The 13593-nt window shown below is 35.2% G+C and carries 9 protein-coding genes; 3 read left to right on the top strand and 6 right to left on the bottom strand.

The annotated features are described in order from the left end of the window. Positions 1-9 precede the first annotated feature (9 nt). Complete coding sequence (locus tag E0Z07_RS09115) at positions 10-1278, bottom strand: M64 family metallopeptidase (RefSeq protein WP_131540578.1); 1269 nt, start codon at positions 1276-1278, stop codon at positions 10-12. Positions 1279-1823: 545 nt separating this feature from the next. On the opposite strand from E0Z07_RS09115, the gene truA reads away from it, so the two are divergent. The 3 genes from truA (at position 1824) to lpdA (ending at position 6039) form a co-directional block, all read left to right on the top strand. Further along, complete coding sequence (gene truA / locus E0Z07_RS09110) at positions 1824-2561, top strand: tRNA pseudouridine(38-40) synthase TruA (RefSeq protein ID WP_006260628.1); 738 nt, start codon at positions 1824-1826, stop codon at positions 2559-2561. Further along, positions 2558-4306: an ABC transporter ATP-binding protein gene (locus E0Z07_RS09105; protein ID WP_006262927.1), complete on the top strand. Its 1749-nt coding sequence runs from the start codon at positions 2558-2560 to the stop codon at positions 4304-4306. The genes truA and E0Z07_RS09105 overlap by 4 nt, the downstream gene beginning before the upstream one ends. Before the next feature lie 341 nt (positions 4307-4647). Further along, on the top strand, positions 4648-6039 hold the full coding sequence (lpdA, locus tag E0Z07_RS09100; protein WP_006257123.1) for a dihydrolipoyl dehydrogenase: 1392 nt from the start codon (positions 4648-4650) through the stop codon (positions 6037-6039). 146 nt (positions 6040-6185) lie between these two features. Here the strand turns inward: lpdA and purB are convergent, their stop codons facing one another. From purB to E0Z07_RS09075, 5 genes are all read right to left on the bottom strand, one after another. Beyond that, complete coding sequence (purB, locus tag E0Z07_RS09095) at positions 6186-7538, bottom strand: adenylosuccinate lyase (RefSeq protein ID WP_006257124.1); 1353 nt, start codon at positions 7536-7538, stop codon at positions 6186-6188. A gap of 418 nt (positions 7539-7956) precedes the next feature. Next, complete coding sequence (locus E0Z07_RS09090; protein WP_006257125.1) at positions 7957-8802, bottom strand: DUF2911 domain-containing protein; 846 nt, start codon at positions 8800-8802, stop codon at positions 7957-7959. Positions 8803-9046: 244 nt separating this feature from the next. Next, complete coding sequence (locus tag E0Z07_RS09085) at positions 9047-11032, bottom strand: protein-disulfide reductase DsbD family protein (protein WP_006257126.1); 1986 nt, start codon at positions 11030-11032, stop codon at positions 9047-9049. Next, a complete protein-coding gene (gene tilS / locus E0Z07_RS09080) occupies positions 11029-12348 on the bottom strand; it encodes a tRNA lysidine(34) synthetase TilS (RefSeq protein WP_025124460.1) in 1320 nt (439 codons plus the stop codon). The genes E0Z07_RS09085 and tilS overlap by 4 nt, the downstream gene beginning before the upstream one ends. A 176-nt stretch (positions 12349-12524) precedes the next feature. Then, positions 12525-13580 carry an RluA family pseudouridine synthase gene (locus E0Z07_RS09075; RefSeq protein ID WP_006257128.1) on the bottom strand — a complete coding sequence of 352 codons (1056 nt, stop codon included), beginning with the start codon at positions 13578-13580 and terminating at the stop codon, positions 12525-12527. Positions 13581-13593 lie beyond the last annotated feature (13 nt).

Raw genomic sequence — 13593 nt, 5'->3', positions numbered from 1 at the left:
ATACTATGATTACTCTGTATAAAACAAAATTAATTCTTCTATTGCATTCTGACAAACTGGACAGAACTCTGGATACTGATTCGTTTTCATTCTACAGTCTAACGTACCTTTATACACCTTGCGTCCTTCTAGTCCTTCATATACTCCTAGTGGGTATTTTTTACTGTCTTTTTCTAATGTAGGTACTGGAGTTCCCTTTTTAAGCATTTTTTTCCACTTGCTATCGAAGTCTACTAATGTAGTTATATTCTGCTCCCAAGGTTCTGTCTGATTAGAAATTAAATCACTCAACACATCATTAGGGTAAAAATACTCATCTGCTAATCCTGCAAAGCTATGCCCAAACTCATGTACTACCACAGGCTTAAAGTCCTTATGTCCTGTAGTCGTCAATGTATAAGAATTATAGATTCCTCCTCCTCCATACACATCTGTATTCGCTAGAATGATAATGTGTTCATAAGGAATACCTGCTAGTACATCATGTAACTTCTTAATTCTATTCGTAGTCAAATAACGCTCCGAATAAAAAGTATCAAAATTAGACTCTACAGCTGTCTTTTTCCAATCTCCTTGTCTTGGGACACTTACCCCTGAGTCTTTAGAAGCGCTCTGTACAGCAATAAAATTAAAATTATCAGCAAATTTATCGAAAGGCTTATGTGCTAATAATTGTTCTATAGACACCTTTACAGCATCCATAAATTTCCCCATTTCTTCTTTTTTAAATCCTTCTGCTACGAACACTACATTGATAGCCTTAGCATTGTCTTTCGCTTTATGTACATATTCATGTTTAGTCACATCCTTAGTTCCCTTAGTATGGATTAATATATCTTTAGGATCTACATGATGTACTAATTTATCTTTTTCTTTTCCATCAGCATCGAATAGGATTAGTTCTATACGCACCTTATCTTTCGGAAATGGTACTAAGAATACATTCTCAAAACTCTTTGTATTCTTCTGTGCCTCCTCTGTAGATAACCACTCTTGGAATAGTGTACTGAAGCTATTGGTATAGATTAATGTATTTGTTTGCTCATCATATACACGCACTTGTCCATTTCCTTTTAAGGCATTCTCTCCTAAGTTATGCGTACGTCCAGCCCATGAAGGCAAAGAAATTAATTCATCTAATAAAATAAATTGTCTCTCGTTATTTCCTCCGAATACATAATCTAGACGCAATGTTTTGTCTTCAAAATATTGATTAAAATCCTGTGCCTGTACATAAGAGCCTATACACAAGCTCAGTAATACTAGTAGTTTTTTCATTATTAATATAGTTAGGTTAATTGGGTTAATTACTTGTCACAACAAGTCAAGTCGTAAAAATAAACATATTTCTAAACTATCTCTTGCTTTTAACGTTGTTTACTTCAGATCGATTTAATTGACCTCTCTTTAGAACTAATTTTTCTAATATGAGCAACGCAAACTTATCAGAACCCTCCCACTAATCCACCGTTCACACTAGAGTTATACATATTAAGTACATAATTATAACTGATCGGAAAAGGGATTTTTTTTGAGGTGGTCGCATAGTGGTCGGATAGTGATCGCATAGTGGTCGCATAAAAAAGGGCTAAAACTATGCGACCACTATGGCATCAAACCACGATCACTATTCTAGCAATACAGCTCTAAATAAATTAAAATCCGCCTTCTTACTAAATACGAATAGTAATCCGTCTAGCCCTTTCATTTCTTAGTTATTTGTTCTTCTATTCAAAAAATGAGTTCCTAATTTTATAATAACATCAACTACCTAGTCCCGATTTTAAAGTATATTTGCGTTTTACAAAACAAAGAGAATTACATTGAGATACTTTTTAGAATTCGCATATAACGGAACACATTATCACGGATGGCAATTACAACCTGATGCTATATCAGTACAGGAAGTACTGACTAAAGCTATCTCTACTCTACTACGCACCCCTATAGAGCTAGTGGGAGCTGGTAGGACAGATGCTGGAGTACATGCTAAACAGATGTATGCACACTTTGATCACGAGTTACCTTTTGACAAAGATTCTTTAGTACAACGAATGAATTCTTTTCTACCTGAAGACATTGTTATTTATAATATACATACGGTAGCAGATGATGCCCACGCACGCTTTGATGCAACAGCACGTACCTACGAGTATCACATTCATCAGTATAAAGATGCGTTTTGTAACGCGGGTAGCTACTACCACTTTAGACCGCTGAATGTAGAATTAATGAATCAAGCTGCTCAAATCTTATTTGAGTATGAAGACTTCGAATGTTTCTCTAAGACACATACAGATGTATTCACCTTCAATTGTACTATTTATAAAGCACATTGGGATATTCTACCTGATAACAGACTAGTATTTACCATCTCTGCTAATCGCTTCCTGCGCAATATGGTCAGAGCGATAGTGGGTACTTTAGTCAATGTAGGGCATGAAAAAATAACACTAGATGACTTCAGAACGATAATAGAAAGTAAAGACAGAGGCAAAGCTGGCTTTTCTGTACCTGGAAAAGGTCTTTATTTAACTCAAGTTAGTTACCCTTATTTATGAAAAAGCTAAAATCATTATCTCTACAGAAATTATTACAATATACTAAGCCGTATCAAAAACGATTTAATTGGGTAGTTGTATTTGCGATTTCCCTTTCTATATTCGCTGCTATACGTCCGTATATGCTAAAAATAACTGTAGATGAATACGTACAGAAACAAGATCAATCTGGGCTACTACTCTACATCCTACTGATGGGATTAGTACTCGTACTAGAAGTATCTTCACAATTCTTCTTTACCTATTGGGCGAACTGGTTAGGACAGGATATCGTAAAAGACATTCGAGAGAAACTATTTGATAAAATTATCAACTTCAGAATGCGTTATTTCGATAACGAACCCGTAGGAAAATTAGTGACACGTGCAGTATCTGATATAGAATCTATCGCTAGTATCTTCAGTCAAGGGCTCTTTATGATCGTCAGTGACTTACTAAAGATGTTCGTGGTACTGTGTATCATGTTCTATATGAACTGGAAGTTGAGCTGTATCGTATTGATAGCTATGCCTATCCTATTATATGCTACTCGAGAGTTCCAACGACACATGAAAACTGCGTTCCAAGAAGTACGTACACAGATATCTAATCTAAATACATTCGTACAAGAGCGATTAACGGGAATGAAGATCGTACAACTCTTTACGAGAGAAGAAATAGAATACGAAAAATTCAAAAAGATTAACCATAAGCACAATGTGGCTTGGCTAAAGAATATTCTGTATAACTCTATCTTCTTTCCGATAGCGGATATTGTATCTTCACTTACACTTGGTTTTGTGATTTGGTATGGAGGGATGTCTATCGTACAAGGAGACAACCTTACTTCTTTTGGAGATTTATTCGCCTATACGATGTTGATCACCATGTTATTTAACCCATTGAGACAGATAGCTGATAAGTTCAATGTCATGCAAATGGGGATTATCGCAGCAGAGCGTGTATTCGAAGTATTAGAAACAGAAGAACAGATAGACGATAGTGGTACAGTCACTGCTCCACAGTTTAATGGTAAAATAGAGCTAAAAGATGTTCGCTTTAGTTATATCGAAGGAACAGAAGTACTGAAAGGGATTAACCTGGATATAGCACCAGGTAGCACCATTGCGATTGTAGGAAGTTCTGGTGCAGGTAAGTCTACTATCATCAATCTATTAAATAGATTCTACGATATAGACAGTGGTACGATCTGTATCGATGGTGTCAATATCAATGATTATAGACTAGCTACACTGCGCAAAGAAGTAGCTGTGGTACTTCAGGATGTATTCTTATTTAGTGACACGATATACAATAATATCACGCTACACGATGAGAGCATCACAAGAGAGACTGTCATCGAAGCTGCTAAGAAAATAGGGATACACGACTTCATCTTACAACTCCCTGGTGGATATGATTATAATGTGAAGGAACGGGGTGTCATGCTATCATCTGGACAACGTCAGCTAATCGCTTTCTTACGTGCGTATGTTAGCAATCCTAGTATTCTGATACTAGATGAGGCTACCTCTTCTATCGATACACATTCAGAAGAGTTATTACAGAAAGCGACTGACTATCTGACTAAAGATAGAACGTCTATCATTATAGCACACCGATTAGCAACGATAGTAAACGCTGATCAAATCATCGTAATGGATAAAGGTAAAATAGTAGAAAAAGGAACTCATAAAGACCTATTAGAAATCCAAAACGGATACTATAAAAATCTACATGAGTCACAGTTTAACAAACAAATATAGCTCAATATACAGAAGCGATAGATATGAATCTATCGCTTTTTTATTGTTCATTATAAAGATGGTTTCTCTACCTAAAATGAATTAGACGAAAACTTCCGAAGAGTAGAAATACTTTTGTTCTAAAATTTCAATATTTTTTAGTACGCTATTCTCTCCTAGTTTTTTAAAAGATTATCAACAATATTGCCTTTTTGATAATAATTATCACGTCTTAATAGCCAAATAAGCCACACTCCTTGCAATTACCTTAGTTACAGCCTATCAACTTTTCGTATTGAAAGTTTCAATAACAGAAATAAATGATTATTTTCGTAGCATAAAATATAGAAATATATAGATATATGAAATTCGATATTATTGTTTTAGGAAGTGGCCCTGGAGGTTACGTTACTGCGATTAGAGCTTCTCAGTTAGGTTTTAAAGTTGCAGTTGTTGAAAAAGAAAATTTAGGAGGTATCTGCTTAAACTGGGGATGTATCCCAACGAAAGCTCTTCTTAAATCGGCACAGGTGTTTGAGTACCTTAAACACGCTTCTGACTACGGATTGACTATCAATGGTGATGTAGATAAAGATTTCAATGCTGTTATCGCACGTTCTCGTAACGTAGCTGAAGGAATGAGCAAAGGAGTTCAATTCTTAATGAAAAAGAATAAGATCGAAGTTATCGACGGATTCGGAAAAGTAAAACCAGGTAAGAAAGTAGACGTTACTGACAAAGATGGAAAAGTAACTGAACTATCTGCTGACCATATTATCATCGCTACAGGTGCTCGTTCTAGAGAGTTACCTAACTTACCTCAAGATGGTAAAAAAGTAATCGGATACAGACAAGCATTAACATTACCTCAACAACCTAAGAAAATGATTGTTGTTGGTTCTGGAGCTATTGGAGTTGAGTTCGCTTACTTCTATAAATCAATGGGTACTGATGTAACTATTGTTGAGTTTATGCCAAATATCGTTCCTGTAGAGGATGAAGATATCTCAAAACAATTTGAGCGTTCTTTAAAGAAAAATGGTATCAACATTATGACTAACTCTTCTGTAGAGCGTATCGACACTACAGGTGAAGGAGTAAAAGCATATGTAAAAACAGCTAAAGGTGAAGAGGTATTAGAAGCTGATATCTTATTATCTGCTGTAGGTATCAAAACGAATATCGAGAACATCGGATTAGAAGAAGTAGGTATCGCTACAGATAGAGATAAAATCTTAGTAAACGATTTCTACCAAACTAACGTACCTGGATACTATGCTATCGGTGACGTAGTACCTGGACAAGCGTTAGCTCACGTGGCTTCTGCTGAAGGTATCTTATGTGTTGAGAAAATCGCTGGACACCATGTAGAGCCATTAGATTACGGAAATATCCCAGGATGTACTTATGCTACTCCAGAGATCGCTTCTGTAGGTATGACTGAGGCTAAAGCGAAAGAGGCTGGTTATGAACTTAAAGTAGGTAAATTCCCATTCTCTGCATCTGGAAAAGCAAAAGCTGCTGGTACTCCTGATGGATTCGTTAAAGTTATCTTCGATGCTAAATACGGTGAGTGGTTAGGATGCCACATGATCGGAGCTGGTGTTACAGATATGATCGCTGAGGCTGTAGTTGCTCGTAAATTAGAAACTACTGGATACGAAATCCTTAAAGCTGTTCACCCACACCCTACTATGAGTGAGGCTGTGATGGAAGCTGTAGCTGATGCTTACGGTGAAGTAATCCACTTATAAGAATTAGATTATTCAATATATAGAAACGGGCTGCCTTAGGGTAGCCCGTTTTTTATTTATCTATTCTAAAAACAGTGTTCTAATCATGAAATAAAAAAGCGAGCCCTTCTTTCGAAAGACTCGCTTATTCATTTTATAGTAAATTCTTATGATAGAATATCTACTCCTAAATAATTAGCTGGTGTGATTGCTTTAAGTTCAGTTTTAATCGCATCAGATACATTTAATGTCTCGATGAAATTATGCATTGATTCTTTATTAATCACTGTATTCGTTCTAGTCAAATCTTTTAATGCTTCATACGGATTAGGGTATCCTTCTCTTCTTAGGATAGTCTGAATAGCTTCTGCTACTACAGCCCAGTTATTCTCTAAGTCTTGAGCAAACTTATCTGCATTCAGCAATAACTTATTCAATCCTTTTAATGTAGACTCAAATGCAATAAGCGTATGTCCAAAAGGCACTCCTATATTACGCAACACTGTACTGTCTGTCAAGTCACGTTGAAGACGTGATATCGGTAACTTAGCCGCTAAATGTTCAAAAATAGCATTAGCGATACCTAAGTTTCCTTCTGAATTTTCAAAGTCAATAGGATTTACTTTATGAGGCATAGCTGAAGAACCTATCTCTCCTGCCTTAATCTTCTGTTTAAAGTAATCCATCGATACATACGTCCAAATATCTCTATCTAAGTCTATCAGTATCGTGTTTATACGTTTTAATCCATCGAAGAATGCTGCGAAGTGATCATAGTGCTCTATCTGTGTAGTCGGGAAAGAATGCTTAAGCCCTAAAGTCAATTCTACGAAGTCAGTTCCAAACTGTTTCCAATCTTGTTTTGGGTAAGCTACATGGTGGGCATTAAAGTTACCTGTAGCACCACCGAATTTAGCTGCAAAAGGTACTTGCTCTAATAATGCTAACTGTTGTTCTAAACGCTCCACAAATACGTAAATCTCTTTACCTAGACGTGTAGGAGAAGCAGGCTGACCATGTGTACGTGCTAACATAGGTACATCCTTCCACTCTATGCTCAACTCTTTTAATCTATTGATAACAGTTAGTAAAGATGGTTTATACACATCCTCATATGCTTCTTTAGTCAATAAAGGTATAGAGGTGTTATTAATATCCTGAGAAGTTAGTCCAAAGTGAATAAACTCTTTATACTCTTCTAACTTTAAAATGTCAAATGCGCTTTTCAGAAAGTACTCTACTGCCTTCACATCGTGATTCGTCGTTTTCTCCATCTCCTTGATCCACAAAGCATCTTCTGTGGTAAACTCTTGATACAGTTTACGCAATTCAGGAAAGATAGAACTTGGGACATTGGCTAATTGAGGGACATTGTGCTCACATAGAGAAATAAAGTACTCTACTTCTACTAATACTCTGTACTTGATTAATGCTTCTTCTGAGAAATAATTCGCTAGTGCATTGGTCTTACCTCTATAACGCCCATCGATAGGCGAAATAGCATTTAATTCTGTTAGCATATTTTAGATTGTGTTGTTAAGACACAAAGATAAAGCATTCGATACAGAATCAAAGTATCTTAAATAAAAAAGATAGTTGATAGTAGGTTTGTTTTTTTGTGATGGTGTTTTTTTTGTTGTTTGCCTACGGCATAGGGTAATGGGAATTAGAGATATGGTTAATTGACAGTTGAAGGGTTACAACTCACGATTTCACAACTTCACGATTTCACAAAAAGACAACTTCATAGAAACAAAAAAAGATAGCTCATTAGAACTATCTTTTTCTTTATATATTCAGCCATAAGCTTTAAGAAATCAGCATTTTAAGTACAATCTTAATTCTTAATTCTTAATTCTTAATTCTTAATTCTTAATTCTTAATTCTTAATTCTTAATTCTTAATTCTTAATTCTTAATTCTTAATTCTTGATTAAAATTACTTGCTCCACTCTCTGATAGCGTCTTTATTAATCTTGATATAATCAAGGTTATTCGCTTTCTCTGCTAACTCTAATGCCCATTTGGCAGTTTCTACAGCAGCTATTTTATCACCTCCTTTAGCTTGGATCTGTGATTTTAAGCGTACAAAGTAGTAAGGTATTTTCTCTCCTGATTTCTCAATAGCCTTATTTACCCAATCTAGAGCTTTTACAAGGTCTTTGTTTGTTAGGTAATAATATTCTGCTGCTCCGTAATAATCAACGATTGTAGGTCCATCAAATGTCTCCTCAATACTCTGCATTGCCAGTTGATCTGTTGGTACTTTAAAACGAACAGGCACAACTGTCTTCTCCCACATAATCTCTAAGTCCGCGTAGTCTATGTTCACATTATTCACTGCTACAGTTAATGTCTCGAATTTGCGATCAGAACCAATAGGTTTAACCTTAGTCGATAAAGCTACTTTACTCTCATCCCATTTCTCTGGTAATCCCCAGTTATTCGTATCTGCATAGAATATTACTTCCCATTCTTCTACTTTAGGAATAGTAAATAATGCATACGATCCTTTCTTTAATTTCTTACCGCCTATCTCTACATCATTACCAAAAGTAACTACCGTATTCATATTCGCCCCTGTTCTCCACATTCTTCCATAAGGAACTAAATCACCAAATACTAAACGCCCTCTCATATTCGGTCTTGAGTAGTCAATCTTGATATCCGTAAGCCCTACTACTTGATGTGATTCTGCTTTTGTACTTGTAGGTGGAGTGTGAACTTGTGCTTGTGTACACAGTGCAAACAATGCAAATGATAATGCAACTAAACTTCTTTTCATTTTTCTTAGCTTATTTTATACGCTCTAATTAATCATCTAATATTCTGAAGAATACATTCTCTATTAGTGATTAACAAAAGGTACTTAAATTAAATATTGTGTTTTGTTTCCTTATTTCAGAAGGTTATCAAATGTATTAACTTTCTTCTTAAAATTAAATCAAAACACCTTTGTTTTTTTATACCACTACCATAAAAAAAGCCACGTGAACTCACGTGGCTTCTTTAACTATAATTATAAAAACTTATTTCACTTTATTAATTCCGCTCTCTAACCAAGCTTTATACTCAGGTGCGTCTGGCATATAACCAACAGCTTCATTTAAGCGATTACCTTCTTTATCTAATACGATATAGTAAGGCTGTGCATTCGCTTGGTAATGTTTCATTTGGAAATCACTCCATTTATTACCAATTGTTTTTATTTTCTTACCTGTAGTTTCAGAAATATATTGTTCGTTCTCAGGTAACTTCGTCGGATCATCAACATAAAGTGATATTAAAACTATTTCACCTTTTAAAATTGATAACACATTAGGTTCAGACCATACAGAGTCTTCCATTTTACGGCAGTTCACACATGCAAATCCTGTGAAGTCAAGTAAGACTGGTTTGTTTACAGACTTAGCATAAGCCATACCTTTCTCATAATCTGTAAAGGCAATAATATCATGTGCTCCTAGTTTAGCTCCGTCTGGAATAGCAGTAGCTACTCCTCCCGCATTACCACCTTTTCCTCCAACACCATAAGGACTTTCTGAATACGTCATCGGTGGAGGGAAACCTGAGATAATCTTAAGTGGTGCTCCCCATAGTCCTGGTATCATATAAATCGTAAATACAGATACTAATAAAGCCATAAATAATCTTCCTACTGATATACTATCTGCGGGGCTATCATGAGGTAACCTGATCTTTCCTAATAAATATAATGCCCATGCTCCAAAGATAGCAATCCAGATCGCTAAGAAAACTTCTCTTTCTAACCAATGTGCTTGTAATACAAGGTCTGCATTAGACAAGAATTTAAATGCTAAAGCTAACTCTAAGAATCCTAAAGATACTTTCACAGTATTTAACCATCCTCCTGAACGTGGCATAGAGTTTAACCATCCTGGGAACATAGCGAATAACATAAATGGTAATGCTAATGCTAGAGAGAACCCTAACATTCCTACGATAGGTGCTATACCTCCTTTAGATGCTGCTTCTACTAATAGTGTTCCTACGATAGGCCCTGTACATGAGAATGATACTATAGCAAGTGCTAATGCCATAAATAAGATCCCTATGATACCTCCTCTGTCTGCTTGAGAATCTACTTTATTAGCCCATGAGTTAGGTAACATAATCTCGAACGCTCCTAAGAACGATGTAGCGAATATCACTAACAATAAAAAGAAGATAATATTAAAATACACATTCGTAGAAAGTGCGTTTAATGAATCTGCTCCAAATATTGCAGTCACTATCGTTCCTAATACTACATAGATAAGGATGATAGATAATCCATAGATAATTGCATTCTTAATTCCCTTCGCTCTAGTCTTAGACTGTTTAGTAAAGAAACTCACTGTCATTGGAATCATTGGGAATACACATGGTGTAAGTAATGCTGCAAATCCTGATAAGAAGGCTAAGAAGAAAATAGTAAACAAACCTTTTTTCTCTTCTTTAGTATTCCCCGTTGTAGCTACTGTTGTATCCGTTGTATCACTATCCTTTTTAGTATCTACAGCAGTAGTTGCTAAATCTTCGAAGTTCTTTACTTCCTTGGTTTCAAGTGTCTTTAAATCATAAACAAATAAGTTACTCTGGCTAATACACATTTCATCACATACCTGATAAGCTAATTCTACTTGGATAGTTTCCACAGTAGGATTGGTTATCTTAATGTCTTGAACTAGTTTAGCAGAGTCTACGAAGTAGATTTCATCCACACCAAAGACATCATTAAATGAAGTCTTTGTTTCACTCTCCTTTGCCTTACCCTCTAAAGTATAATTTCCCTCTTGATTATTATAAATAAACTCTAAAGGCAGCGAACCTCCTTCTGGGTTATATTGGGAGTATAAATGCCAGTTCTTTTCTATTACAGCATCCCAAGTAATGGTATATTCTGTATCAGACTTTTTCTCAATTTTAGATTGCCATTTAGCAGGATTAGTAATCTGAGCCTGCACTGATATAAATGACAATAAAAAAAGTAGCAAATAAGCTAATTTTCTCATAGATTAATTTGAATTTTAATAATGTTTGTTGTTGTATCTTTTATCTTAAATCGTTCATCCATTCGACTACCGATAACCCATACAATCTTATTTTCTGAACATAAAAGCCAAGTATTCTCTTTATCAAATAGACTAAACTTCTCGTCTTTAAAAAACTTACTCATTTTCTTTGTTCCCTTCATCCCAAATGGGATAAATCTATCGCCACTTCGATATTTACGTATAGTCAATGGAAAAGTCAATAAATCTCCATCTACATAAATGGTCGAAGCATCACTTGTTAACTGTTTTTCTTCATAAGGTGTTATACTAATCGTTAGTGGTTGGGTTAATGTTTGTTTGTTCTCTAATAAATATATTTGTTCTTTATTCTCTTTTTCTTGTGGAAGAGGTTTTATTATAAACTCTCCTCTATTCTTCAACAGTACATGAGTAGGCGAATAAATCATCTTACCTGATGCTCCATTAATTAAATCTTCGATATCAGACCAAGCCGTAAATCCTAAAGGAGATAACCACTTATACAAATATGCTTTAGGTGAAGAAAGACTTTTTAACTGCTCTAAGTTAATACTTATCTCCTCACCGTCATGTTCTGTAACTACCTGACTGTAATAATATTTACTAGCATCTTCACTCAAATCTACTGACTGCTGCAAATACTCCATTGTCTGTAAAAAAGACTGACAAAAATGTTCATTCGTCTCTTTTAGAAGTGGCAATATATTCCTACGAATTTTATTACGCAAATATTTTGTCTGACTATTTGTTATATCTTCTCTCCAAGTAATCTGATTCTCTTCTGCATAATGAGCGATATCCTCTCTAGTAAATGGCAATATTGGTCTTCTGATGTAGCCATTTCTAGCTGGTATTCCTAATAACCCTTCTATACCCGTACCTCTAGATAAATTAATCAAGAAAGTCTCCATAGAATCATCTAAGTGATGAGCAGTTAATAGATAGGTCTTCTTCTGTTGTGTAGCTAGTTCTCTAAACCAATCATATCGCAATTCTCTAGCTGCAATCTGTATAGACACCTTGTGCTCTGTGGCATATTGTTCTGTATCAAACTCTGCAACAAAAACTGGAATGCTTAACTCCTCTCCTAATTGTTCTACAAACTCTTGGTCACCATTACTATCTTCTCCTCTTAAATGGAAGTTACAATGTGCTATCGTTATGTCTAGTCCTAACTTATGACATAAATGCACTAAAACGATACTATCTATCCCTCCACTTACTGCAAGTAATAATGGCTCTTCTAATAACTCTCTGAAGTTATTCTCTATATGTAATTTAAACTGATTAAACATCTTCTAGTAAAGTCAACAAAGTAACTAAAATAATTTAATTACTTTCTCCTTATTTATGTTTTTTTAACCTAGATTAAGACTTTTTCCTTCTTTTTTAAATGATATTTTATAGCAAATAAAATAAAGCAAATAAAAAAAGCCTCATCTAACAATGAGGCTTTGATATCTTAAATTAGCTATAATCCATCTACTTTATTTCCAAAATTAGAAGCTTGTGCGTATGTTCTCCATTTTTCAATACATTCTACCATATCTGTAGGTATCTCAGAGTCAAACCTCATTCTTTCTTTAGTTATAGGATGTGTAAATCCTAGTGTTTTAGCATGTAGAGCTTGTCTAGGTAAAACAGCAAAACAATTATCTACGAACTGTTTATATTTGGTAAATGTCGTTCCCTTAAGAATTAAGTTACCTCCATAACGTTCATCGTTAAACAGCGTATGTCCAATATGTTTCATGTGAACACGTATCTGATGCGTACGACCTGTCTCTAGACGACAAGATACTAAAGTAACATATCCTAAGCGCTCAAGTACTTTATAATGCGTCACAGCCCATTTCCCCATACTCTCATCATCGAAGGCTGCCATCTGCATTCTATCTTTGACGTGACGACCGATATAGCTCTCTATCGTACCTTCATCTTCTTCTACATTCCCCCATACCATAGCGACATACTCACGCTCAGATGTCTTCTCTGCAAATTGCTTTTGCAATTCAGTCATTGCCCATTCTGTCTTTGCTACCACTAACAGACCACTAGTATCTTTATCAATACGGTGGACTAATCCTGGTCTTTCACTACTATTTAGGGGTAAATTCTCAAAGTGATAGGCTAAAGCATTTACTAGAGTTCCTGTATAGTTACCATGTCCTGGGTGTACTACTAGTCCTGCTGGTTTATTCACTACTAATAATGAATCATCTTCATATACTATATCAAGAGGAATATTCTCTGGTATAATGATATTTTCGAATGGTGGTTGTTTCATCAACACACGCACCACATCATTAGCTTTTACTTTGTGATTTGATTTTACAGGTATATCATTCACGAATATATTTCCATTAGTAGCTGCTTGTTGTATTTTATTACGTGTAGCATTCTCTACTAAGTTCATTAAAAACTTATCCACTCTTAAAGGAGCTTGTCCTTTCCCTGCTTCAAATCTATAATGCTCAAATAACTCACCTTCTAAGTCATCGAACATTTCTACATTATCTTCTTGCATTAATCTTATTTAA

Origin of the sequence: Myroides odoratimimus (assembly GCF_004337635.1) — a bacterium.
Taxonomy (GTDB): domain Bacteria; phylum Bacteroidota; class Bacteroidia; order Flavobacteriales; family Flavobacteriaceae; genus Flavobacterium; species Flavobacterium odoratimimum.
The sequence above is the reverse complement of the archived record's forward strand: the minus strand, read 5'-3'. Positions and strand labels throughout refer to the sequence as shown.

Coding starts and splice junctions, on each gene's coding strand:
- E0Z07_RS09115 (WP_131540578.1), bottom strand. CDS start 1,278: ATGAAAAAACTACTAGTATTACTGAGCTTGTGTATAGGCTCTTATGTA.
- E0Z07_RS09105 (WP_006262927.1), top strand. CDS start 2,558: ATGAAAAAGCTAAAATCATTATCTCTACAGAAATTATTACAATATACT.
- lpdA (WP_006257123.1), top strand. CDS start 4,648: ATGAAATTCGATATTATTGTTTTAGGAAGTGGCCCTGGAGGTTACGTT.
- purB (WP_006257124.1), bottom strand. CDS start 7,538: ATGCTAACAGAATTAAATGCTATTTCGCCTATCGATGGGCGTTATAGA.
- E0Z07_RS09090 (WP_006257125.1), bottom strand. CDS start 8,802: ATGAAAAGAAGTTTAGTTGCATTATCATTTGCATTGTTTGCACTGTGT.
- E0Z07_RS09085 (WP_006257126.1), bottom strand. CDS start 11,032: ATGAGAAAATTAGCTTATTTGCTACTTTTTTTATTGTCATTTATATCA.
- tilS (WP_025124460.1), bottom strand. CDS start 12,348: ATGTTTAATCAGTTTAAATTACATATAGAGAATAACTTCAGAGAGTTA.
- E0Z07_RS09075 (WP_006257128.1), bottom strand. CDS start 13,580: ATGCAAGAAGATAATGTAGAAATGTTCGATGACTTAGAAGGTGAGTTA.